The organism is Burkholderia sp. Ac-20344, from assembly GCF_017104975.1.
Taxonomy (GTDB): Bacteria; Pseudomonadota; Gammaproteobacteria; order Burkholderiales; family Burkholderiaceae; genus Burkholderia.
Map to the genome: position 1 here is coordinate 15,762 of NZ_JAAGPP010000067.1, position 24,083 is coordinate 39,844.

The window sequence follows — 24,083 nt, forward strand, 5'->3', positions numbered from 1 at the left end:
AATACGGTAAAATGCTCGTTTCCGTCTTCCCTTCCCCTGCCCGCGCCAGCCGCGGGCGGCGCCATTGCGATGCCCGTTATCGGCCCTCACGTATTGCGTAACAACCTGTTCGTCGCCCCGATGGCCGGCGTGACGGATCGCCCGTTCCGCCAGCTCTGCAAGCGGCTGGGGGCCGGTTACGCGGTGTCCGAGATGGTCGCGTCCAACGCGCAGCTGTGGAAAAGCGCAAAGACGATGCGGCGCGCGAATCACGAAGGCGAGGTCGAGCCGATCGCGGTCCAGATCGCCGGCGCCGATCCGGCGATGATGGCCGAAGCGGCCCGCTACAACGTCGACAACGGCGCGCAGATCATCGACATCAACATGGGCTGCCCGGCGAAGAAGGTCTGCAACGTCGCGGCCGGCTCCGCGCTGCTGCAGAACGAGCCGCTCGTGCAGCGGATCGTCGAGGCCGTCGTCGCGGCGGTCGGCACGGGGCCCGATGCGGTGCCCGTCACGCTGAAGATCCGCACGGGCTGGGATCGCGAGCACAAGAACGCGATCACGGTCGCGCGCCTGGCCGAAGCCGCCGGCATCTCGATGCTCACCGTGCATGGCCGTACGCGCGCCGACCTGTACCGCGGCGACGCCGAATACGACACCATCGCGGCCGTGAAGGCAGCGGTGCGGATTCCGGTCGTCGCGAACGGCGACATCACGTCGCCCGCGAAGGCGAAGGCCGTGCTCGACGCAACCGGCGCCGACGCCCTGATGATCGGTCGTGCCGCGCAAGGTCGGCCATGGCTGTTCCGCGAAATCGATCATTTCCTGCAAACCGGCGAGCTGCTGCCCCCGCCGCTGATCGACGAGATCCAGCACGTGATGAACGAACACCTGGAAGACCACTACGCTTTCTATGGTGAATTCACGGGAGTCCGTACTGCGCGCAAGCACATCGGCTGGTACACTCGCGGCCTTTCCGGTGCCAACGGGTTCCGGCACAGGATGAACACGCTCGATTCCACCCGCGAGCAGCTCGCCGCCGTCAATGCATTCTTCGAGGCGCAAAAGGCGCTGTCGGACCACCTCGTCTACGTCGATGACGAAGAGGAAAACGGCCAGGGCGAGTCGGACGACCATAACCAGTTAGCAGCATGAGCAAGCACAACATCGAACAATGTGTCCGCGAGAGCCTGGACGTGTATTTCCGGGATCTAGACGGCTCCAATCCGCACGACGTCTATGAAATGGTGATGTCCTGCGTCGAAAAGCCGATGCTCGAGGTCGTGCTCGTACAGGCAGGCGGCAACCAGTCGCTCGCCGCGGAGTACCTCGGCATCAATCGCAATACGCTGCGCAAGAAGCTGCAGCAGCACGGCCTGCTGTAGGCAGCCGTCCCGTCCCCGTTTCCCTGGCTATTGGTGGTTCCATCATGATCAAGCAAGCGCTCATTTCCGTTTCCGACAAGACCGGCATCGTCGACTTCGCGAAGTCGCTGTCCGACCTCGGTGTCAAGCTGCTGTCGACGGGCGGCACCGCGAAACTGCTCGCCGACGCGGGCCTGCCCGTTACCGAAGTGGCTGATTACACGGGCTTCCCGGAAATGCTCGATGGGCGCGTGAAGACGCTCCACCCGAAGGTGCACGGCGGCATCCTGGCCCGCCGCGACCTGCCCGAGCACATGCAGGCGCTGGAGCAGCACGGCATCCCGACGATCGACCTGCTCGTCGTGAACCTGTACCCGTTCGTCGCGACCATCGCGAAGGACGACTGCACGCTCGCCGACGCGATCGAAAACATCGACATCGGCGGCCCGACGATGCTGCGCTCGGCCGCGAAGAACCACCGAGACGTGACAGTCGTCGTCGATCCGGCCGATTACGCGGTCGTGCTCGATGAAATGAAGGCGAACGGCAACGCGGTCGGCTACGCGACCAACTTCCGCCTCGCGACGAAGGTGTTCGCGCACACCGCGCAATACGACGGTGCGATCACGAACTACCTGACGAGCCTGACCGACGAGCTGAAGCACGCCTCGCGCAGCGCGTACCCGGCGACGCTGAACATGGCGTTCGACAAGGTGCAGGACCTGCGCTACGGCGAGAACCCGCACCAGAGCGCCGCGTTCTACCGCGACCTCGCGACGCCGGCCGGCGCGCTCGCGAACTATCGCCAGCTGCAGGGCAAGGAACTGTCGTACAACAACATCGCGGATTCCGACGCGGCGTGGGAATGCGTGAAGACGTTCGACGCCCCGGCCTGCGTGATCATCAAGCATGCGAACCCGTGCGGCGTCGCAGTTGGCAACGATTCGGCCGACGCGTACGCGAAGGCGTTCCAGACGGATCCGACCTCGGCGTTCGGCGGCATCATCGCGTTCAACCGCGAAGTCGACGAAGCGGCTGCCCAGGCCGTCGCGAAGCAGTTCGTCGAAGTGCTGATCGCACCGTCGTTCTCCGATGCCGCGAAGCAGGTGTTCGCCGCGAAGCAGAACGTGCGCCTGCTCGAAATCGCGCTCGGCGACGGCCATAACGCATTCGACCTGAAGCGCGTGGGCGGCGGCCTGCTCGTGCAGTCGCTCGACTCGAAGAACGTGCAGCCGCATGAACTGCGTGTCGTCACGAAGCGCCACCCGACGCCGAAGGAAATGGACGACCTGCTGTTCGCGTGGCGCGTCGCGAAGTACGTGAAGTCGAACGCGATCGTGTTCTGCGGCAACGGCATGACGCTCGGCGTCGGCGCAGGCCAGATGAGCCGCGTCGATTCCGCGCGCATCGCGAGCATCAAGGCACAGAACGCGGGCCTGACGCTGGCCGGCTCGGCAGTGGCATCCGACGCGTTCTTCCCGTTCCGCGACGGCCTCGACGTCGTCGTGGCGGCCGGCGCGACCTGCGTGATCCAGCCGGGCGGCTCGATGCGCGATGACGAAGTGATCGCCGCAGCCGACGAGCACAACATCGCGATGATCCTGACGGGCGTGCGCCACTTCCGTCACTGATCGCATGCGGCCCGCACGGCCGCTGCACGACGACCCGGCGGCATCGCACCCGCCGGGTTTTTTATTGCGCGGCGCCCTCGCATGCGACCGTGCGGCCAGCGCACCGCACCATTCGTTGTAGTATCGCTGCATCAGGCTTTTCTCCTTACCCATGCGAATTCTCGGCATCGACCCCGGCCTGCGCGTCACCGGCTTCGGCATCATCGACGTCAGCGGCCACCGGCTCGCCTACGTCGCGAGCGGCGTGATCCGCACGCCGACCGCCGACCTGGCCACCCGGCTCGGCACGATCTTCCAGGGCGTCTCGACCATCGTGCGCGAGCATGCACCCGACCAGGCCGCGATCGAAAAGGTGTTCGTCAACGTGAACCCGCAGTCGACGCTGCTGCTCGGCCAGGCGCGCGGCGCCGCGATCTGCGGCCTCGTCGCGGGCGGCCTGCCCGTCGCCGAATACACGGCGCTGCAACTCAAGCAGGCCGTGGTCGGCTACGGCCGCGCGACCAAGACGCAGATGCAGGAAATGGTCACGCGGCTGCTCAACCTCTCCGGACAACCGGGCTCCGACGCGGCCGACGCGCTCGGCATGGCGATCTGCCATGCCCACGGCGGCAATACGCTCAGCACGCTCGGCGGCCTCGCGCCGGCGCTCGCGAAGAAAGGGCTGCGCGTGCGGCGCGGGCGGCTGGTCGGCTGACACCGCGCATGCCGATGCGCGGTGCATCGGATCGACCGTTTCGACCGAACGCGGCGCGCCCACGACACCCGTCGCCCCGGCCTGATGGCCGATCCCGTCGGCATTGCGCCGCACGTGCGCTACACTCGCGCTTTCCTCCTCGCATTACGCCATCCATGATCGGTCGCATCGCCGGCATCCTGCTCGAAAAGAACCCGCCTCACCTGCTCGTCGACTGCAACGGCGTCGGCTACGAAATCGACGTGCCGATGAGCACCTTCTACAACCTGCCGCAAACGGGCGAGCGCGTCGTGCTGCTCACGCAGCAGATCGTCCGCGAGGACGCGCACCTGCTGTACGGCTTCCTGACGCCGCAGGAACGCACGACCTTCCGCGAGCTGCTGAAGATCACCGGCATCGGCGCGCGCATGGCGCTCGCCGTGCTGTCCGGCATGAGCGTGCAGGAACTCGCGCAGGCCGTGACGATGCAGGACGCCGCGCGCCTCACGCGCCTGCCCGGCATCGGCAAGAAGACGGCCGAGCGCCTGCTGCTCGAACTGAAGGGCAAGCTCGGCGCCGATCTCGGCGCGCTCGCCGGCGCCGCGTCGCCGTCCGACCACGCGACCGACATCCTCAACGCGCTGCTCGCGCTCGGCTATTCCGAGAAGGAAGGCCTCGCCGCGATCAAGAACGTGCCGGCCGGCACCGGCGTATCCGAAGGCATCAAGCTCGCACTGAAGGCGCTGTCGAAGGCGTAACGCCTGCATGACGCGCCGCCGGACGGCGCGTTGAAGCCAGTGTCGCGCAGCCGCGCGGTGCTCGCCAGTCGGCCGTTCGGCCAGGTGGGCGGGACAGCGGCGCGCGGTACAATGGCCGCATGATTGAAACCGACAAACTCGCCACCGAGCAGCGGATCATCGCCGCCACGCCCGCCTCGTCGCACGAGGAGGTGTTCGAACGTGCGCTGCGGCCGCGCCAGCTCGACGACTACGTCGGCCAGGAAAAGGTGCGCGGCCAGCTCGAGATCTTCATCGAAGCCGCCAAGCGCCGCTCCGAGCCGCTCGACCACGTGCTGCTGTTCGGGCCGCCGGGCCTCGGCAAGACGACGCTCGCGCACATCATCGCGCGGGAAATGGGCGTGAACCTGCGTCAGACGTCGGGCCCCGTGCTCGAGCGCGCGGGCGATCTCGCCGCGCTGCTGACGAACCTCGAAGCGAACGACGTGCTGTTCATCGACGAGATCCACCGGCTGTCGCCGGTCGTCGAGGAAATCCTGTATCCGGCGCTCGAGGATTACCAGATCGACATCATGATCGGCGAAGGCCCGGCCGCGCGCAGCGTGAAGCTCGACCTGCAGCCGTTCACGCTGGTCGGCGCCACCACCCGCGCCGGGATGCTGACCAACCCGCTGCGCGATCGCTTCGGGATCGTCGCGCGCCTCGAGTTCTACGATGCCGATCAACTGTCGCGCATCGTGCGGCGTTCGGCGTCGCTGCTGAACGCGCAGATCGATCCGAACGGTGCGCTGGAAATCGCGAAGCGCTCGCGCGGCACGCCGCGGATTGCAAACCGGCTGCTGCGCCGCGTGCGCGACTTCGCGGAAGTGAAGGCCGACGGCCAGATCACCGCGGCCGTTGCCGATGCCGCGCTCGCGATGCTCGACGTCGATCCGGTCGGCTTCGACCTGATGGACCGCAAGCTGCTCGAGGCGATCCTGTACAAGTTCGACGGCGGCCCGGTCGGCATCGACAACCTCGCGGCGGCTATCGGCGAAGAGCGCGACACGATCGAGGACGTACTCGAGCCGTACCTGATCCAGCAGGGCTTCCTGCAGCGCACGCCGCGCGGGCGCGTCGCGACGCTGCTCACGTATCGCCACTTCGGGCTTTCGGTGCCCGACGCCGGCCGCACCGAACGCGGCGAGTGGGATACCCCCGACGGGAAGTAACCCGTCGCCCGAGCCGCACCTGCCATGACAACGCCGCCCAGCCACCACCCCGCCGCACCGGCACCGGGCCCGCGCTGGGCCGAGCCGATCCGCAAGCGGCTCGTGGCCGGCGTCACGCACCTGACGGCGGGCGGTGGCGGCCCGTCGCTCGACCTCTCTTCGCCGCCGGGAGACCCGGGGCTGTTCGGCCCCGACGCCGTCTGCTGGCGCGTGCATGCCGACTTCACGTCGATGATGACGGGCGGCATCGCCGCGCTGCTGCTGCAGGCGCTCCATCCGCTCGCCCTCGCGGGCGTCTGGGATCACTCGTCGTTCCGCACCGACATCCTGGGCCGCTTGCGGCGCACCGCCACGTTCATCACCGGTACGACGTTCGGCAGTCGCGCGGACGCGCTGGCGCTGATCGAGCGTGTGAAGTCGATCCACGCGCACATATCGGGCACCGCGCCGGACGGCCGGCCGTACCGCGCCGACGATCCGGCGTTGCTGACCTGGGTGCATGTCGCGGAAGTGTCGAGTTTCCTCGCCGCGCATGTGCGCTACGTGAATCCGGCGCTGCCGGGCGAGTTGCAGGATCGCTACTACGCCGAAACGGCATTGATCGCCGAAATGCTCGGCGCACACGAGGTGCCGCGTTCACGCGCCGAGGTGACCGCGTATCTCGCGCGCATGCAGCCCGAGCTCGAGGCCGGGCCGCGCACCTTCGAAGTAATGTCCATCCTGCTGAACGTGCCGGTCGCGAAGCCCGCGCTGCGGCCGGCCGCGTCGCTCATGATGCATGCCGGGATCGACCTGCTGCCGCCGTGGGCGCAGCGCATGCTCGGCGTGTCGACGTTCGCGCCGCTGCGCCGCGCGGTGGTCCGGCCCGGCATACGGGTCGTCGCGCCGGTGCTGCGCTGGGCGCTCGTGAACGGCGCGTCGAAGCGTGCGCGCCGCCGCGCCGCCGCGACACCGCCCGACGGCCCCCCGCCCGCCTGACGATCCGTTTCCTCCTATCATTTCAATTTACTGTCAAATACCTGTGACACGCTGACGGGCTTGCACCCGCGCACGGTCGCACGTGTCGCACGTGTCACACGTCCCGCCTGTCCGTGACCCGCGCGGTGTCCCGCCAACCCGACCGACACCCGATGCCCGCGATGCTACGCCTGCCGATCCGTTTCGCCCTTGCCGCCAGCCTGTCCGCCGTCTTCGCCCTCACCGCCTGCGGAGGCGACGAGGTCGCCGCCGTCGCGCGTTCGGACGCACAAACGCCAGCCGGCGGTACTCCGACCACGCCCGCCCCCACGCCGCCCGCCACCGTCACGCCGCAACCGGGCAAGTGGAAAGCCGCTCGCGCGGGCGACCTGATCGACGTGACGCTCGGCGACCTCCATCCGACGCAGGGCGCGATCGGCTACGACCAGATCTACTACAAGCTCGGCCGCTACGAACTGCAACCCGACAAGAAATTCGACGACTTCTGCGCGGACGAAGGCCTCGGCGGCGTCGCTTCGGGCGGCTACACGGCCAGGTCGGTGCTGCGCGAGCCCGCGAGCTACACGTGCACGACGACCGACGCGAACGCCCGCGACCGCTCGGTGCTGAACCCGGTCGTGATCGGCCCGAACGGCGATGCGCTGTACCTGACCGACGGCCACCACGGCCTGTCGACCTACTACGAGACGCCCGACGGCGGCCCGGCGCTGCACGTGCATGTCGTCGTCAAGGACAACCTCAGCGACTACGCGGGCGACGCGTTCTGGCAGCAGATGCAGAGCCGCGGCTATCTGCGCCTCAAGAACGGCGAAGGCAAGCCGATCACGACCGCCCAACTGCCGACCGGGCTCGGCCTGACACTCGGGATGACGAACGACCGCTACCGCTCGCTCGTCTATTTCACGCGCGACATCGGCTACAGCAAGCCCGCACAAGCGACCGACTACCTCGAGTTCTACTGGGCCGACTGGCTGCGCGCGCAACCGGGCACGTTCTCGCTCGCCGGCTATGACCTGACGCGCGCCGGCGCAACCGACCCCGATCCGGCGAAGGCCGACACGGGCTACCTGAACGCGGTGTGGAATGCATCGACGCGCATGGTCGCGGCCACGGACCCCGTGATCGACGGCAAGACGGGCGCCGACCTCGGGCGCGCGGACGCGATCAACGGCGGGAAGAAATACAACAAGGGGGAATTCGACAAGCTGCGCCAGCCGATCACGGCGGGCAAGCCCGGCAAGATCGCGTACGCACTCGACTACAAGACGCGCCACGCGCTGCCGCAGTAAGCAGCAAACACGACGCAGGAAGGAAAGGAAGGACACCCCGGCCGGCCATGCCGGACGGGGCCTGCCGGCTCAAAGCACCTTGCGGTACCCGTCGTCGTCGCTGGCGGCTTCCAGATGCGACACGTCGGCCCACTGCACGACCTGCGCGCGGCCATCCACGTAATCGACGACGTTGATGCTCGTGTTGAGCAGCTGATAATTGCGCGGCGCCGACAATTCGATGCCGTTCGCCAACCGGTACACGCAATCGAGCACGCCGCCGTGTGCGACGCACGCGATCCGGCCGCCCGGGTGCGCGGCGACGATCGGCTCGAGCGCATGCAGCACGCGGTGATAGAACGCGCGCTGCGACTCGCCGCCTTCCGGCGCGAAGCCCGGATCGCGCGTCTGCCACGCCGCGTATGCGTCCGGAAACAGCGCCTCGATCTCGGTACTGTCATGCCCCTGGAACGCGCCGTACGAGCGCTCGCGCAACCCTTCCCGCAGCAGCAGCGGCAACCCGAGCGCATCGGCGAAGGGCTGCGCGGTCTGCTGCGCGCGCATCAGGTCGCTCGAATAGATCGCGTCGAGCCGTGCACCGTCACGTGCGTCGCGCGCGAGCCTCACGGCAAGCCGCTGCGCCTGCTCGAGGCCCGTTTCTGCCAGCGGGATGTCGATATGACCCTGGATGCGCTTGATGCGATTCCAGGCCGTCTCGCCATGACGGATGAAAAGAATCTGCGTGGTGGCCATCGCGGCGCGTCTCCGGGGAAGAATCAGGGCCGCACTTGCAGCCAGAATGTGACGGGGCCGTCGTTGACGAGCGACACCTGCATGTCGGCGCCGAACTCGCCCGTCTCGACGACCGGATGGCGCGCACGCGCAGCCGCGACGAAATAATCGAACAGCCGCGCGCCTTCGTCGGGCGGCGCGGCCGGCGTGAAGCTCGGACGCAGCCCGCTGTTGGTATCGGCCGCCAGCGTGAACTGCGACACGAGCAGCAGGCCGCCCGCGCGCCCCTCGCCGTCGATATTCGACACCGGCAGGTTCATCTTGCCGGCGGCGTCGCTGAACACGCGGTAGCCGAGCAGCTTCGCGAGCAGCTTGTCGGCCGCTGCGTCGGTGTCGCCGCGCTCCGCGCAGACGAGCGCGAGCAGACCCGCACCGATCTCGCCCGTCGTGCGGTCGCCGACGCGCACATCGGCGCGCGTCACGCGCTGGATCAGCGCGATCATGCGTTCAGCGTGACGCGCGCGAAGCGGCGCTTGCCGACCTGCACGACGAACTCGCCGGCCTCGACCTTCAGGCCCTTGTCCGACACGGTCGCGCCATCGATCTTCACGCCGCCCTGCTCGATGTTGCGCAGTGCCTCGCTCGTCGACGGCACGAGGCCGGCCTGCTTCAGCAGCTGACCGATCGCGAGCGGCGCGCCCGCGAGCGTGACCGACGGAATGTCGTCCGGCACGCCGCCCTTCGCGCGGTGGTTGAAATCTTCGAGCGCACGCTCGGCATCAGCCTGCGAGTGGAACCGCGCGACGATTTCCTGCGCGAGCAGCACCTTGAAATCGCGCGGGTTGCGGCCGTCTTCGATCTCGCGCTTGAAGCCGGCGATCTCGTCCATCGGGCGGAACGACAGCAGTTCGAAGTAACGCCACATCAGCGTGTCCGAGATGCTCATCAGCTTGCCGAACATGTCGGTCGGCTTCTCGCTGATGCCGACGTAGTTGCCCTTCGACTTCGACATCTTCTCGACGCCGTCGAGGCCTTCGAGCAGCGGCATCGTGAGAATGCACTGCTGTTCCTGGCCGTACTGCTTCTGCAGCTCGCGGCCGACCAGCAGGTTGAACTTCTGGTCGGTGCCGCCGAGTTCGAGATCGGCGTTCAGCGCGACCGAATCGTAGCCCTGCATCAGCGGGTACAGGAATTCGTGGATCGAGATCGGCACGCCGCCCTGGAAGCGCTTTGTGAAATCCTCGCGCTCGAGGATCCGCGCGACCGTGTAGCGCGACGCGAGCTTGATCATCCCGTCCGCGCCGAGCGGCATCGACCATTCGCTGTTGTAGCGGATCTCGGTCTTGGCGCGATCGAGCACGAGCGCGGCCTGCTCGAAGTAGGTCTTCGCGTTCGATTCGATCTGCTCGCGCGTGAGCGGCGGGCGCGTCGCGTTGCGTCCCGACGGATCGCCGATCAGCGACGTGAAATCGCCGATCAGGAAGATCACCGTGTGGCCGAGGTCCTGCAGCTGACGCATCTTGTTCAGCACGACCGTATGGCCGATGTGGATGTCAGGTGCGGTCGGGTCGAGGCCGAGCTTGATGCGAAGCGGCGTGCCGGTGGCCGCGCTGCGCGCGAGCTTCTGCGCGAACTCTTCCTCGATCAGCAGTTCGTCGACGCCGCGCTTCGTGACGGCGAGCGCATGCCGGACTTCGTCGGTGATCGGGAAAACGGGCTTGGAACTGGGTTCGGTGCTCATCGGTGCCAGGAAGAATGTCGCAAAAACAGGGATTTTCCCATAACTTGCGCGCGCATCGCTTAACGGCGCGTCACGTTGCGCGGATAATCGGGCGCAAGGCGCGCGGCACCGGCCCGCGCCGCACGATCCAGGAGAACCCAACGTGCCGCAACGACAGCCGCAAAACGCCCATCCGGCCGACGGCATCTACTTCGGGCTGATGTCGGGAACCAGCATGGACGGCGTCGATGGCGTCGCCGTGCGTTTCGAGGCCGGCCGTGCGCCGGTGGTGCTCGCGGAAGCGTTCGTCGGCTTTGCGCAATCGCTGCGCGACGCGCTGTTCGCGCTGCAGCAGCCCGGCGGCGACGAGATCGACCGCGAATCGCTCGCGGCGAACGCGCTCGTCGCGCGCTATGCAGTGTGCTGTCACGAATTGCAGCGTACGGCCGGGCTGTCGCGCGACGAGATCCGCGCGATCGGCGTGCACGGCCAGACGGTGCGCCATCGCCCCGAGCGCGGCTATACGCGGCAGATCAACAACCCGGCGCTGCTCGCCGAGCTGGCCCAGGTCGACGTGATCGCCGATTTCCGCAGCCGCGATGTCGCCGCGGGCGGCCACGGCGCGCCGCTCGCGCCGGCCTTCCATGCCACTGTGTTCGGTGCGCCGGGCGAGACGCGCGTCGTCTGCAATCTCGGCGGGATCAGCAACATCACGATCCTGCCCGGCGATAGGGACGAGAAGCGCGGCGACGTGCGCGGCTTCGACTGCGGCCCCGCGAATGCGCTGCTCGACGAATGGGCAACCCGGCATCTCGGCAAGCCGTACGACGACGGCGGCAAATTCGCCGCGCACGGCACCGTCCATGCGCCGCTGCTCGCCGCGCTGCTCGACGAGCCGTACTTCGCTGCACCGCCGCCGAAAAGCACCGGGCGCGACCTGTTCAATCCCGCGTGGCTCGACGCGAAGCTCGCCGCGTTCGCACAGGTCGCGCCGCAGGACGTGCAGGCGACCCTCACCGCGCTCACCGCCGTGTCGGTTGCACGCGAGATCGCACAGCACGCAGCGGGCTGCAAGGCTGTGTTCGTCTGCGGCGGCGGCGCACGCAATCCGGTGCTGCTCGACGCGCTTCGGAACGCGCTGCGCGAGGCCGGCGTGCCGGCCTCGGTCGATACGACTGCCGCGCTCGGCGTGCCGCCTCAACAGGTCGAGGCGCTCGCGTTCGCATGGCTCGCCTACCGCTTCACCGCGCGCCAGCCCGGCAATCTCGCGACGGTCACCGGTGCAGCCGGCAATCGCGTGCTCGGCGCGCTCTATCCGCGCTGACGCGATGCCGCCTGCCGCGCAGCGGGCGCGTTTTTTGGCATGACATAGGGCATAGGGGCATAAAAAACGGGGCATGAAGCCCCGTTTTTTATCCCGGCGAACCGGATCGGATCTGCCGTGCGCTCAGACCGAGAACGACGAGCCGCACCCGCAGGTGGTGGTCGCGTTCGGGTTCTTGATCACGAACTGGGCGCCGTTGAGGTCGTCCTTGTAGTCGATCTCGGCGCCGACCAAGTACTGGTAGCTCATCGAGTCGATCAGGAGCTGGACGCCGTTCTTGTTCATCACGGTGTCGTCCTCGTTGACGTCCTCGTCGAACGTGAAGCCATACTGGAAGCCGGAGCAGCCGCCGCCCTGCACGAACACGCGCAGCTTCAGGTCGGGATTGCCCTCTTCGTCGATCAGTTGCTTGACCTTGTCGGCCGCGGCGTCGGTGAAGACGAACGGAACCGGCATTTCGGCCGTCGTTGCTGCGGATTCGGTAACAGCGTTCATTGCGAACTCTCCAAAAAGCTTTAGCCGCTATTGTAGGGCCGATCAGAAGATCGTGCTGAAGTCCATGAAATCAATAGGTTCTTGTCGATTTCATCAAACGCGCCCGCGCGGGCCGCGGCAGCACGCGCCTGAAAGCGGACATAAAAAAACCGCCAGCGCGAAAGCTGGCGGTTTTTCCGGCGGACGCCGCCCGGGAGCGGCGAGGCCATGAAGCGGAATTAACGCTTCGAGAACTGCTTGGCGCGGCGTGCCTTGCGCAGACCGACCTTCTTACGCTCGACTTCACGTGCATCGCGCGTGACGAAGCCTGCGCTCGACAGCGACGGCTTCAGCGTCGCATCGTAGTCGATCAGTGCACGGGTGATGCCGTGGCGCACTGCACCTGCCTGACCCGTTTCGCCGCCGCCGTTGACGTTGACCTTGATGTCGAACGTCTGGCCGTGGTTCGTGAGTTCCAGCGGTTGACGCACGATCATCAGCGACGTTTCGCGCGAGAAGTAGTCAGCGATGGGCTTGCCGTTGACGATGATGTCGCCCTTGCCAGCCTTGATGAAGACACGTGCGACAGCGCTCTTGCGGCGGCCCGTACCGTAGTTCCAGTTACCGATCATGTGGGCTCCCCTTAGATCTCGAGCGCCTTCGGCTGTTGCGCCGAATGCGGATGCGTAGCTTCAGCGTAGACCTTCAGCTTCTTGATCATTGCGTAGCCGAGCGGGCCCTTCGGCAGCATGCCCTTGACCGCCTTCTCGAGCGCGCGGCCCGGGAAGCGTTCTTGCATCTTGCCGAACGTCGTTTCATAGATACCGCCCGGGTAGCCCGAGTGACGGTAGTACTTCTTGTCCAGCGTCTTGTTGCCCGTGACCTTCAACTTGCTTGCGTTGATGATGATGATGAAATCACCAGTGTCGACGTGCGGGGTGAACTCAGGCTTGTGCTTGCCGCGCAGACGGCGTGCCACTTCGCTGGCAACACGGCCGAGAACCTTATCCGTCGCGTCAATCACGTACCATTCGCGCGTCACCTCATGGGCTTTTGCGGAAAACGTCTTCATGATCGATCCAAAAAAATTGCTTTGCCCGATGTGTTCTTCCTGCTTGTCTGTGTGCGCTTCGAGGCGCGGTGCAGGCTCTCCCTGTTCTTTTTCCGTGGGCATGAATGCGGAAAAGCCCTGAATTATAAAGGAAATACGGACAGGCGGTCAAAGAGAATCCACGTCCCGTGTTCACGGCGGCCGAAATGGGCCAAAATTCGTTCGTGCCCCGACAAGCCAGGCGAACCGAGCGCCCGGGGAGGCACCCATCGACGCGCGGCACATGACCTTGCCGCGCCAGACCGGCCGAATCTGGAAAACAACAAACAAGCATGATGAATCAACGACTTACGCCCTTCCTTGCGGCCGCACTGCTGGCCGCCGCGGCGCCTGCCGTCGCCGCCCGCACCGACTGCGAAGCCAAGCTCGACGCGCTCGATATACGCGTTGCCGAAGCCCGCGCCGCCCATGCCGAGGATCGTGTCGCCCGCCTACGCGCGGTGCGCGAACGCGTCCGCCACTTCTGCGCACGCGGCCACGGCCATGCGTCCGCCGTCCGCGCGCCGGCACCCGAGGCACGCTCGCCCGGCACGCCGCCGGCCGCGACGTCGCAGCCGGCCGCAAGGCAGCCCGCCTGACGATGCCGGGGCGTGCAAGCCGCATGCCGATGTTTGCATGAGACGAAAAAAAGCCCGAACGGCTGGTTCGGGCTTAATCCACCATTGGAGGAGGGTGGAGGAGACATTCGGAGGTTGCCGCAGCGCGACAACCAATGAGGCTCATTATATGAACGTGCCGCCAACTTCACAAGAAAATTTGCATCGCGAAATCAAAAACCATAATGCGAAATTTTGGGCGACATGTTTGAAAAAATTGCTTTTCCTTTGAAATCAATCACATGCCATCGACCAGCACGATCGCAAACCGCCCGCCTCTAGAGCAAAACCCCTAAATCCGAAGGGTAATTGGCCGTCCTGCGCGCCGCTCGCGCGGTGCCTCCATCGTGCGTCGTGCAGCGCATCAGCCGACCGTTGCGCAGCGGGCTACAATGCCGGATCGAATCCGAATCAGGCAAAGCTGGAGTGCAAGCATGGAATGCAAAGTAAGCTGGATGGGCCAGGACGGCATGGCGTTTTCCGCCGAGACCGGCAGCGGCCACCTCGTCACGATGGATGGCGCGCCCGAAGGCGGCGGCCACAATCTCGCGCCGCGCCCGATGGAAATGGTGCTGCTCGGCACCGGCGGCTGCACGGCCTATGACGTCGTGCTGATCCTGAAGAAGAGCCGCCAGGAAGTCAGCGGCTGCTCGGTCACGCTGAAGGCCGAGCGCGCGAGCGAAGACCCGAAGGTGTTCACGAAGGTGCACTTCCACTTCACCGTCACCGGCCGCAACCTGAACCCGGCCACGGTCGAACGCGCGATCAACCTGTCGCACGACAAGTATTGCTCCGCGTCGATCATGATCGCGAAGACGGCCGAACTCACGCATTCGTTCGACATCGTCGCTGCCTGAACGCACGGCGAGCACGCATGAAAAAAGGGCCGGCGCTCCGTGAGGAGACGCCGGCCCTTTCGCATTCGAGCGGCAAAGCAGGCCGATAAGCCGGATTCTGTGCACGCTGCGCGCCGAAGCACGCAACGCGTGGCAGCCATTCCTCTAGGCGCGCCATTGCTGACGCGCTCAAGCTTCCTACCCGCAGACGAGACGGGGGCCCCGTCCTGCATCCGAAAATGCGCGCCTGCCTACTTGGAATTGCTCCGGGTGGAGGTTACCGTGCCGGCGAACGTCGCCGTCGCCGCGGTGCGCTCTTACCGCACCGTTTCACCCTTACCTGATCCCGGCTTGCGCCGGGCCATCGGCGGTTTGCTTTCTGTTGCCCTGTTCCGCGTGTCGCCACGGATGGCCGTTAGCCATCACCCTGCCCTGTGGAGTCCGGACTTTCCTCGCCCCCGCGCGCCCGAAGGCGGCGAGGCCGCGACTGCCTAGCCTGCTTTGCGACGCGCATTCTAGCACTGCGCGCCGCCGTCGGCAGCACGTGCGCGGCGGCCACTGCGGAATACGGCCGGATCGTCGTAGAACGCGGCCTTGGCATTCGCATCGCACCAGCCCGGCACGCCGAGCACCGGGAGCGGTGCGAAAGCGCGGCTCGTCAGGTCGCGCGTCGCGAGTTCGGCGGCGACACGCGCGTCGACATGCGCGATGCGTTGCGCGTCGGGCCACGAAAAATAGTCGGCGCTCACTTCGACGATCCACGTATGCGCGGTGCAGGACTTGTAGGGCGCGACGAGCTTCTCGAGCAGCGCATGGCCGACGAGCCGCGCCTCGCAGCGCGTGCCCCACGCATCGCGCGCGGCGACCAGCAGCCGCGGCCAGTCGAATCTGCGCAGTGCGTCGGCGAGTGCGCGGTCGGCCGTCACGAACAGCGCGGCGTTCTCGTCGAACAGCGTAAGTGCGTCGCGCAGCGTGCCGCGCACGGGGCCGACACCGCCCGCCGCGCCGATCGCCGCGGCCTGGCGCGCATTCAGCGCGGCCTTGATGCTCGGATACGCGAACCAGACGAGTGCGTTGAAGAAGTCGTGCAGATTGTGGCGGGTCGGGACGCCGCCCGTCTCCGCGATATGGGTCTCGTACGCGACGCCGGGCGGCAACGCGGCCTGCGGCACGAACCGCAGCGGCCGGCCGCGGCCGCTGACGCGCGGGCCATCGGGCCCGGTGTCGCTCAACACGCCGTTCAGCGCGTCAAGCAGCGCGGCCTCGCCCGCCCGCGCAGCCGCCTGTGCGACACGGCCGGGCCCCACGTAGGGCGTGAGCCACGGCACGGACCAGTCGATCCGCGCAAAATAAGCCGCCCCGCTGCCGGCCGTGTGGCCAGGTTCGCGCGGCGGCGCGACCGTCACGCCAGTTTCCAGCCGATCGTCTCGCCGCCACGCAGCGGCACGACCGGCGTATCGCCTGCGAAGATCTCGCGCGGCAGTTCCCATGCCTCGCGACGCAGCGTGACCGTCTCGGCGCTGCGCGGCAGCCCGTAGAAATCGGCGCCGAAGAAGCTCGCGAAGCCTTCCAGCTTGTCGAGCGCGCCGGCGTGGTCGAACGCTTCCGCATACAGCTCGAGCGCGTGCAGCGCCGTGTAGCAGCCCGCGCAGCCGCACGCGGTTTCCTTCGCGTCGCGCGCATGCGGCGCGCTGTCGGTACCGAGGAAGAAGCGCGGGTTGCCCGACGTCGCGGCCTCGACCAGCGCGACGCGATGCGTCTCGCGCTTCAGCACCGGCAGGCAGTAGTAATGCGGGCGAATCCCGCCGACGAACAGTGCATTGCGGTTGTACAGCAGGTGATGCGCGGTGATCGTCGCGCCGAGCAGGCCGGGTGCCGCGTCGGCGTCGCGCACGTAGTCGGCCGCGTCCTTCGTCGTGATGTGCTCGAACACGACCTTCAGGCCCGGGAAATCGCGGCGAAGCGGCGTCATCACGCGATCGATGAAGACCTTCTCGCGGTCGAACAGGTCGATCGACGCATCGGTCACCTCGCCGTGCACGAGCAGCGGCATGCCGGTTTCCTGCATCGCCTCGAGCGTCTTCGCGCATTTCGCGAGATCGGTGACGCCGTGGTCGGAATTCGTCGTCGCGCCGGCCGGATACAGCTTCACGCCGTGCACGAAGCCGCTTTCGCGCGCGCGGCGGATCTCGTCGGGCGGCGTGTTGTCGGTCAGATACAGCGTCATCAGCGGTTCGAACGTCATCCCGGCCGGCAGCGCGGCGAGGATGCGCTCGCGATAAGCCTGCGCCTGCGCGGTGGTCGTCACCGGCGGCTTCAGGTTCGGCATGACGATCGCGCGACCGAACTGGCGCGCGGTGTGCGGCAGCACGGCGGCCAGCATGTCGCCGTCTCGCAGGTGCAGGTGCCAGTCGTCGGGACGGGCGAGCGAGAGCGTCGCCGGGGAGGAAGCGTTCGAGGCAGTCATAGGAGGCGTCGTGAGGAACGGCCGGGCCATCGGCGGGGCCGGAACGCGCGTGCGCGGGCCGACTGACGGCAAACCGCAACACGGGGCCTTCGGCCGGCGGAATCCGCTTTTTACCGCTCAGGGCTCGGTGATATGCTAGAAGCCGCATTGTACCGGGGTTCGCCCGGTTCGTTACCCCCCGCCTCAGCCTGCTGCCCCACGTAAAATGTGCCAACTCTTAGGAATGAACTGCGCCGCGCCGACGGACGTCACATTCTCCTTCACAGGTTTTGCGGCCCGGGGCGGGCTCACCGATCACCATGCCGACGGCTGGGGCATCGCGTTCTTCGAAGATAAAGCCTGCCGCCTGTTCATCGATCACCAGGCATCGGCCACATCGCCGATCGCCGAAATGGTGAAGCGCTACCCGATCAAGTCCAAGAACACGATCGCGCACATCCGCAAGGCCACGCAAGGCCACATCCTGCTCGAGAACAGCCATCCGTTCATGCGCGAGCTGTGGGGCCGGCACTGGATCTTCGCGCATAACGGCGACCTGCAGGACTACGCACCGGACATGGACGGCAGCGTCTACCATCCGGTCGGCACGACCGACAGCGAACAGGCGTTCTGCGTGCTGATGCAGGGGCTGCGCGAAGCGTTCCCCGGCGCGCAGCCGCCGCTGCCCGAACTGTTCGAGCGCGTCGGCGAGCTCACGCGCGGCATCACCGATCACGGCGTATTCAATTTCCTGATGTCGAACGGCCAGGCGCTGTTCGCGCACTGCTCGACGCGGCTGCACTACCTCGTGCGGCGCTGGCCGTTCTCGACCGCGCACCTTGTCGACGAAGACCTGTCGATCGACTTCGCGAAATACACGACGCCCGAGGATCGCGTCGCGGTGATCGCGACGCAGCCGCTCACCGACAACGAGGTGTGGACCGCGTTCGAGCCGGGCGAGCTGATCATGTTCCAGTGCGGCGACGTCGCCGCGCGGATGCGGATTCCGGTGCCCGAGCGCGTGCTCGAGAAACTGCGCAATCCGGCGCTCGACGCATCGGCGTCGGCGCCGCGCGACGCACGCGAGGCGCTCGCCACCGCGGCCGACGTCGACTCCGACGACGCGATCGACTTCTGAGCGCGGCGGGCTGTTTCACGCACACGATTCCGTGACGCTTGCCGCCGGAACATATCGCTCGCCCCACGCCGATTCCGTTTCATCCGGGCCGCATCGCGGTATCTCGGAGCGACGTCACGCAGCATTCGCTTGATTTAATTCATTTCCAATCGAAAACGATTAAAGCAAGAAATAAATAAATCGCAAAACCAGAATACATACAATCCGGAAACCGCATTTTAACGCATCAACCTGACTCAAACCGTGCGCCACCCTACCGATCCGGCGATCACGATGTCACACGGATAAAATCGGCAAAATCCTTATCCACCAAGGCTTTCAGTTCGATTCGTCACACAATCTAAAAATATCAAACGAAAACGGCGTGATTGCCGCATTTGTTAGCTTCCCGACAATCAACCACCTCCCGATCAGTAGACTCCGCTCATCCTCGGTGTAACGAATCGCGATGGGTGGAGAAACGGCCACGACCGCCGCACACCCATTCACGCCATTCTCCACCGCGGATTGCGATTTCACTGCACCGCAGTGAAAACCACATCAAAACAAGAGAGAGGGGCTTGTCGTGAATCATTCATTTCGATCGATATGGAGCGAAACCACCGGCTGCTGGGTCGCGGCTGCGGAAACGGCACGGGCGCGCGGCAAGCGTTCGGGTAGCTCATCCTGCACGAGCCGCCGCGCCGCACACGCGGCAACACGCCGGGTCTCGCCTCGCATCGCGGCAGTCGGCGCGTTGCTGGCCGCGCTGTCGGCCGGCTCCGCGCATGCATCGACCTGCGGCGGCGGCACGGCCGTCGCGAACGGCGGCACTTGCACGCCCGGCAGTTTCAGCCCGACCGTCAACGACAACCTGGCAGGCTCCGCCACCGTCTCGGGCGGCGACATCATCGGTGTGTCGGGCGCGTGGACCGGCGCCGGCGGCGACCCGGGCTACACGCTCACGCCGATCGGCAGCACGACCATCGTGTCGGGCAGCCCGAACCAGCCGCTGCTGTCGCTCGGCGGCAAGACGCACAGCGTCAGCACGCCCGACTCGATCACCGGCACCCACACGTCGGTCGCGACCTACGACTCGTCCGCGTTCTCCGCGTCGACGGCCAGCGCGACCGCGGTGCCCGTCTATCACGATGTAAACGGCGATCAGTATGTGAACACGCGCATCGGCACCGTCACCGCCACCGGCGGTACGCTCAACGTGTCGATCGGCAATGCGGCGAACGCGCCCGATGCAGCCGGCAACGCGATCTCGATGGCCGCGAAGGGGACCGACCTGACCTTCGCGGACGGCACGGGCGCCACGACAAGCACCGTCAACTGGAACTCGCGCAACCAGATCCGGTTCACCACCGGCGACTACCTTGCGGACGGCGGCGCCATCGGCAGCCGCCAGCTCGACGTCCCGGCCTACGCGGACACCTTCACCGCGTTCGACGGCAGCACGTGGAAGGTCACCGACGCCGCATCGCTCGCCGCGTACAACGACTTTCTCGTGCGCTCGGTGCAAAGCGGCGCGCTCGGCTCGCAGGCCGCCTACGACAGCGCGCTCAGCCAGGCCGTCACGTTCTCGCAGCAAACCTTCCAATATCGGAACAACGTGTCCTCAGGCGACAAGAACACGCTGCCGATCGATTTCCTGTCGGCGATGCACGGCACGGGCGCGAACGCGACACTGCAGATCGGCAAGGACGGCCAGATCGACTTCCGCGGCACCAACACGGTCGTCTCGAGCTCGGCCGTCCTCGCGGAAAACGGCGCGCACTTCATCAACGACGGGCGCCTGTCGGGCGACTTCACGCTGGTGCGCCTGCTGAGCGGTGCAAGCGGCGTCAACAACGGCGCGATCTCGTCCGGGTACGCGTCCGGCGACGACTTCGACACGAGCGGCAGCACGCCGCCGAACAACTTCAACTACCACGCGTACACCGAAGGCAACGGCGTGTTTGCGAACGGCGCGGGCACGTCGTTCGTCAACAACGGCGTGATGAACGTCGGCGCGTGGACGCTCGACGGCAACCAGCCGGACCTGCGGAACTACGCGGTGGCCGCGACCGACGGCGCGACCGCATCGAACGCCGGCACGATCAACGTCGGCGTCAACGCGACGACGCTCGACAGCCAGGTGATCGGCGGCCTCGTCGCCGGCGGCCGCTTCACGAACGAAGCCGGCGGCACGATCACCCTCGGCCGCGCAGCCCAGTACGATGCCGGCGCGCCGGAAGCCGCGAACGACGTCGCGCTGTCCGCGCACGCGTACGGCATCCTGCTCGGCGCATCGGGCACCGCGAGCAACCTCGGCACGATCGTGATCGGCTCGCAGACGCAGAATGGCGCCGCGCTGGCGAGCATCGGCTCGTCGTCCGGCACGCTGAACAACACGGGGGCGATCGTCGTCAACGGCGCGGCTTCCGGCACGCCGCTCGCCAACGCCGGCATGCTCGCGGCCGACACGGCCGCGACCGTGACCAACACCGGCACCATCACGCTGAATGGCGTCAACGGCATCGGCATCATGGTCGTCGGGACCGGCGCGACCGCGACGGCCGCAACCTCGAGCGGCACGATCAACGTGGCCGGCGGCCTCGATCCCGCATCGGGCACGCGCAACTACGGCGTGTGGGCCGAGGGGCCGCTCGCTAAAGCCACGCTCGACGGTGCGCTCAACCTGACGGGCACCGGCGCGATCGGCGTGCACGCACGCTCGGGCGCGACGATCGACGTCGGCGCCAATGCGGTGCCTGCGTTCATGTCGGGCACCAACCAGATCGGCTTCTACGCGTATGGCGCGGGCTCGAAGATCAACGTTGCCGCGCAGCACCTCCGCGTCGACACCGACGATTCGACGCTGTTCCGCGTCGCGGGCGGTGCGGCCTACACGGGCGCGTCGACGGCCGGCACGCTGACGACCGACGTCAACGGCCAGCGCGCGCACGGCGTGCTCGCGACCGACGCCGGCACCGTGCTGTCGACCGGCAACGCGACCTACAACGTCAACGGCGCGAACGGTATCGCAATCGCGGTCGAAGGCGGCGCGCAAGGCACGATCGACGCGGGTGCGACGATCAACCTGAATGCGTCCGGTGCGATCGCCGGCGTCGTCGACGGCCAGGCGCACGACCTCGCAGGCGCCCATGCCGGCGCACCGGTCGCGACGACGCTCACCAACCACGCCGCCGTCACGTCGTCGACTGCCGGCGTGACGGGCTTCGTCGCGCAAAACCTCGGCACGCTCGAGAACCGCGACACGGTGCTGCTGACGGGCGCCGGCTCGACGGGCGTCGTGATCGGCGCGCACGGCACGGTGAACAACGCGTCGACGATTCGCGTATCCGACGGCACCGGCGCGCTCGTCCAGGGTGCGTCGGCGACGCTCGCCAACGCGGGTTCGATCGAAGCCGACGACGGCATCGCCGGCGTGCACCTGACGGGTGCCGGCGCCTCGGTCGCGCTGTCGGGCGCCGGCACCGTGATCGCGAACGGCAGCGCCGACGGCGTGCTGATCGACTCGACCGTGACGGGCGGCGGGCTCGCGGCCGGCACGACGTCGATCGCGGTCGGCGGCTCGGGCAAGGGGATCGACAACCAGGGGGCGAACGCGACGATCGCGCTGGCCGGCACGCAGATCGGTACGACCGGCGATGGCGCCGACGGCCTGTCGTCAACGGGGGCCGGCGCACGCATCGGGACCGATGCGGCGACCGCCGTCCGGACCACCGGCGACAACGCGCGCGGCTTCTTCGTGTCGGGCGCCGAGTCGACGCTGACGGCCAACGGCACGCTGGTCTCGACGACCGGCGCGGGTTCGTCCGCGATCGTGGCAGACGGCGGCGCGGCCGCGCTGCTGTCGGGCGCGAAGATCGACACGGCCGGCACGGCGGCCGACGGCCTCGTCGCGCAGAACGGCGGGCGCATCGGCGACACGGGTTCGACGATCGCCAGCGCGGCCGGCAACGGCGCGACCGCGAACAGCGGCGGCGTGCTCGCGTTGACCGGCACGACGCTCAAGGGCGCGACGGCCGGCGTGCTGACGTCGGACACGCTCACCAACGGCGCGACGAGTTCGGTGCTCGTCGACGGCGGCAGCGTCATGTCCGCCAGCGGTCCGGCCTTCGCCGCGCGCGGCGGCACGGCCGACATCGCCGTGCGCAACGGCACGGTCGTGACGGCCGGCAACGGCACGCTGCTCGACCTGTCGAACGGCAGCAACACCACCTTCACCGCATCGGCCGTAAACCTGGCCGGCGACATCGGCTCCGACGCATCGAGCACCGGCAACGTGTTCCTCGCGAACGGCACGACGCTGACCGGCAAGATCGACCCGGTCGCACTGACCGTCGACGGCACGAGCACGTGGCGCATGACGGGCAGCTCGGTCCTGAGCAGCCTGAACAACGCGGGCCTCGTCGCATTCGCCGCACCGGCCGGTTCGCCGACGCTCGCGGGCAGCTACAAGACGCTCACGACCGGCAGCTACGTCGGCAACGGCGGCACGATCGCGCTCAACACGTTCCTCGGCGCCGACGCATCGCCGACCGATCGGGTGATCGTGAACGGCGGCGCCGCGAGCGGCACGACGGGCCTGAAGATCGCCAACACGGCCGGCACCGGCGCGCAGACGAAGGGCGACGGGATTCCGGTGGTCGTCACGACCAACGGCGGCACGACCACGGCATCGGCGTTCCAGCTCGCGGGCCCCGTGCAGGCGGGCGCGTACGAATACCGGCTCTATCGCGGCGGCCAGGGCGACGCGAACGGCTGGTACCTGCGGTCGCAACTCGATCCGTCGGACCCCGGCGACCCGATCCACCCGTCCGGTGGCGGTGACGGCGGCGGCAACGGGAACGGCGGCACGCTCGCGTATCGCCCGGGCGTCTCGGGCTACGCCCTCACGCCGCTGCTCAACGCCGACTACGGCTTCTCGACGCTCGGCAAGCTGCACGAGCGCGTCGGCGACATCTACAACCTCGAAAAGCAGCAGCCCGGCAATCGCGACGGCGTGTGGGGGCGTATCGGCGGCCAGAGCCTCGACGCGAACGCAGGCCGCTTCGCGGCCGACGAGCGCACGTTCTTCGCGCAGTTCGGCAAGGACTGGACGCTCGACCAGGCACCGAACGGCGGCGGCAGCACGCATGCGGGCGTGACGGCCAGCATCGGCGTGTCGAACGCGAGCTTCAGCGACATCGCGCGTGCCGATACGGCCAACCTGTCGACATCGACGGGCTCGGTCGAGATGCACGCGCAGAGCGTTGGCGGCTACTGGACGAAGTACCTGTCCGATGGCACGTACTTCGACAGCGTCGGGCAGGTCACGCACTACGGTAACCGCTATCGCGACAGCTACGGCAACGAGGCGTCGCAGAACGGCTTCGGCATCGCACTGTCGCAGGAGGTCGGCAAGCCGTTCGCGATCGGCGGCCTGCCCGTCGCGGTCGAACCGCAGGCGCAGCTGATGGTTCAGTACCTGAAGCTGAACGGGTTCAATGACAACGTCTCGGCGGTATCGGGCACGGCGACGAACGCGCTGCGCGGCCGCGTCGGCGTGCGCATCTTCCGGCCGAACCTCCAGTCGGATTCGGGCGGTGGCGCCGCGACGCCGTACTTCACGGCCGACGTGCTGCACGACTTCCTGTCACCGGGACAGACTGTCGTCGGCGGCACGCCGTTCGCGACGCATCTGGGCCGCACGTGGTACGAACTCGGCGTCGGCGTGACCGCAAGCTTCGGCAAGTCGGGCGAGCTGTATGCGAACGCGAAGATCGCGCGCAACATCGGCGGCGATTACCGGCGCGGCATCGTCGGGCAGGTCGGCTACCGCTACAGCTGGTAACGCCCGCAAGCAGCGGACGAAAAAAAACCGCCCGG

General features: G+C 67.3%; 22 protein-coding genes and 1 other RNA gene. 13 read left to right on the forward strand and 10 right to left on the reverse strand.

Annotation, left to right across the window (positions count from 1 at the left end; all coding sequences use genetic code 11):
• Window positions 1–69: 69 nt before the first annotated feature.
• The 8 genes from dusB to G3N64_RS20835 all read left to right on the forward strand — a co-directional run bounded on the left by dusB (window position 70) and on the right by G3N64_RS20835 (window position 7,865).
• The gene (dusB, locus tag G3N64_RS20800) at window positions 70–1,137 is read left to right on the forward strand and encodes a tRNA dihydrouridine synthase DusB (protein WP_174946190.1); all 1,068 of its coding nucleotides are present in this window, start codon (window positions 70–72) and stop codon (window positions 1,135–1,137) included.
• On the forward strand, window positions 1,134–1,367 hold the full coding sequence (locus tag G3N64_RS20805) for a Fis family transcriptional regulator (protein ID WP_006476892.1): 234 nt from the start codon (window positions 1,134–1,136) through the stop codon (window positions 1,365–1,367). Before dusB ends, G3N64_RS20805 begins: the two co-directional genes overlap by 4 nt.
• 44 nt (window positions 1,368–1,411) lie before the next feature.
• Window positions 1,412–2,977, forward strand: coding sequence for a bifunctional phosphoribosylaminoimidazolecarboxamide formyltransferase/IMP cyclohydrolase (purH, locus tag G3N64_RS20810; RefSeq protein ID WP_175955731.1), 1,566 nt, complete (start codon window positions 1,412–1,414; stop codon window positions 2,975–2,977).
• A 151-nt stretch (window positions 2,978–3,128) separates the two neighbouring features.
• Window positions 3,129–3,671: a crossover junction endodeoxyribonuclease RuvC gene (ruvC, locus tag G3N64_RS20815; protein WP_085041738.1), complete on the forward strand. Its 543-nt coding sequence runs from the start codon at window positions 3,129–3,131 to the stop codon at window positions 3,669–3,671.
• Between the two features lie 155 nt (window positions 3,672–3,826).
• Complete coding sequence (gene ruvA / locus G3N64_RS20820; protein WP_021162490.1) at window positions 3,827–4,408, forward strand: Holliday junction branch migration protein RuvA; 582 nt, start codon at window positions 3,827–3,829, stop codon at window positions 4,406–4,408.
• A 119-nt stretch (window positions 4,409–4,527) separates the two neighbouring features.
• Window positions 4,528–5,598, forward strand: a complete 1,071-nt coding sequence (gene ruvB, locus G3N64_RS20825) for a Holliday junction branch migration DNA helicase RuvB (RefSeq protein WP_021162489.1) — start codon at window positions 4,528–4,530, stop codon at window positions 5,596–5,598.
• Between the two features lie 24 nt (window positions 5,599–5,622).
• Window positions 5,623–6,576, forward strand: a complete 954-nt coding sequence (locus G3N64_RS20830) for an oxygenase MpaB family protein (protein WP_205785612.1) — start codon at window positions 5,623–5,625, stop codon at window positions 6,574–6,576.
• Between the two features lie 161 nt (window positions 6,577–6,737).
• On the forward strand, window positions 6,738–7,865 hold the full coding sequence (locus G3N64_RS20835; RefSeq protein WP_205785625.1) for a ParB/Srx family N-terminal domain-containing protein: 1,128 nt from the start codon (window positions 6,738–6,740) through the stop codon (window positions 7,863–7,865).
• A gap of 69 nt (window positions 7,866–7,934) precedes the next feature.
• Here the strand turns inward: G3N64_RS20835 and G3N64_RS20840 are convergent, their stop codons facing one another.
• Genes G3N64_RS20840 through tyrS form a run of 3 tightly spaced genes read right to left on the reverse strand, consistent with a single transcriptional unit; the run spans window position 7,935 to window position 10,317 of the window.
• Window positions 7,935–8,597: a histidine phosphatase family protein gene (locus tag G3N64_RS20840; RefSeq protein WP_205785613.1), complete on the reverse strand. Its 663-nt coding sequence runs from the start codon at window positions 8,595–8,597 to the stop codon at window positions 7,935–7,937.
• A 23-nt stretch (window positions 8,598–8,620) separates the two neighbouring features.
• A complete protein-coding gene (dtd, locus tag G3N64_RS20845) occupies window positions 8,621–9,079 on the reverse strand; it encodes a D-aminoacyl-tRNA deacylase (RefSeq protein ID WP_205785614.1) in 459 nt (152 codons plus the stop codon).
• Window positions 9,076–10,317, reverse strand: coding sequence for a tyrosine--tRNA ligase (tyrS, locus tag G3N64_RS20850; RefSeq protein ID WP_205785615.1), 1,242 nt, complete (start codon window positions 10,315–10,317; stop codon window positions 9,076–9,078). Before tyrS ends, dtd begins: the two co-directional genes overlap by 4 nt.
• 142 nt (window positions 10,318–10,459) lie before the next feature.
• Between tyrS and G3N64_RS20855 the strand changes: the two genes are divergently transcribed.
• A complete protein-coding gene (locus tag G3N64_RS20855; RefSeq protein WP_205785616.1) occupies window positions 10,460–11,620 on the forward strand; it encodes an anhydro-N-acetylmuramic acid kinase in 1,161 nt (386 codons plus the stop codon).
• A 123-nt stretch (window positions 11,621–11,743) separates the two neighbouring features.
• Here G3N64_RS20855 and erpA read toward each other — a convergent pair whose 3' ends face one another.
• Genes erpA through rplM form a run of 4 tightly spaced genes read right to left on the reverse strand, consistent with a single transcriptional unit; the run spans window position 11,744 to window position 13,166 of the window.
• Complete coding sequence (gene erpA / locus G3N64_RS20860; protein WP_205785617.1) at window positions 11,744–12,115, reverse strand: iron-sulfur cluster insertion protein ErpA; 372 nt, start codon at window positions 12,113–12,115, stop codon at window positions 11,744–11,746.
• Window positions 12,116–12,135: 20 nt separating this feature from the next.
• Complete coding sequence (locus tag G3N64_RS20865) at window positions 12,136–12,324, reverse strand: hypothetical protein (protein ID WP_175031082.1); 189 nt, start codon at window positions 12,322–12,324, stop codon at window positions 12,136–12,138.
• Between the two features lie 9 nt (window positions 12,325–12,333).
• The gene (rpsI, locus tag G3N64_RS20870; RefSeq protein ID WP_006476904.1) at window positions 12,334–12,726 is read right to left on the reverse strand and encodes a 30S ribosomal protein S9; all 393 of its coding nucleotides are present in this window, start codon (window positions 12,724–12,726) and stop codon (window positions 12,334–12,336) included.
• 11 nt (window positions 12,727–12,737) lie between these two features.
• A complete protein-coding gene (gene rplM, locus G3N64_RS20875) occupies window positions 12,738–13,166 on the reverse strand; it encodes a 50S ribosomal protein L13 (RefSeq protein WP_009687896.1) in 429 nt (142 codons plus the stop codon).
• Between the two features lie 311 nt (window positions 13,167–13,477).
• Between rplM and G3N64_RS20880 the strand changes: the two genes are divergently transcribed.
• Window positions 13,478–13,783 (forward strand): DUF1090 family protein, encoded by a 306-nt coding sequence (locus G3N64_RS20880; protein WP_205785618.1) that lies wholly within the window; start codon window positions 13,478–13,480, stop codon window positions 13,781–13,783.
• 410 nt (window positions 13,784–14,193) lie between these two features.
• Window positions 14,194–14,658: an OsmC family protein gene (locus G3N64_RS20885; RefSeq protein ID WP_205785619.1), complete on the forward strand. Its 465-nt coding sequence runs from the start codon at window positions 14,194–14,196 to the stop codon at window positions 14,656–14,658.
• A 70-nt stretch (window positions 14,659–14,728) separates the two neighbouring features.
• Here G3N64_RS20885 and rnpB read toward each other — a convergent pair.
• From rnpB to pyrC, 3 genes are all read right to left on the reverse strand, one after another.
• Window positions 14,729–15,140, reverse strand: an RNA gene (rnpB, locus tag G3N64_RS20890) — RNase P RNA component class A.
• Between the two features lie 12 nt (window positions 15,141–15,152).
• Complete coding sequence (locus G3N64_RS20895; protein ID WP_205785620.1) at window positions 15,153–16,043, reverse strand: DUF3025 domain-containing protein; 891 nt, start codon at window positions 16,041–16,043, stop codon at window positions 15,153–15,155.
• A complete protein-coding gene (gene pyrC, locus G3N64_RS20900) occupies window positions 16,040–17,104 on the reverse strand; it encodes a dihydroorotase (protein ID WP_027788369.1) in 1,065 nt (354 codons plus the stop codon). The genes G3N64_RS20895 and pyrC overlap by 4 nt, the downstream gene beginning before the upstream one ends.
• A 205-nt stretch (window positions 17,105–17,309) precedes the next feature.
• Here pyrC and G3N64_RS20905 point away from each other — a divergent pair, with 205 nt between their 5' ends.
• Both G3N64_RS20905 and G3N64_RS20910 read left to right on the forward strand, forming a co-directional pair.
• Entirely contained in the window at window positions 17,310–18,221 is a 912-nt protein-coding gene (locus G3N64_RS20905; protein ID WP_122944479.1) for a class II glutamine amidotransferase, read from the forward strand.
• 565 nt (window positions 18,222–18,786) lie between these two features.
• Window positions 18,787–24,048 carry an autotransporter outer membrane beta-barrel domain-containing protein gene (locus tag G3N64_RS20910; RefSeq protein ID WP_205785621.1) on the forward strand — a complete coding sequence of 1,754 codons (5,262 nt, stop codon included), beginning with the start codon at window positions 18,787–18,789 and terminating at the stop codon, window positions 24,046–24,048.
• Window positions 24,049–24,083: the final 35 nt, after the last annotated feature.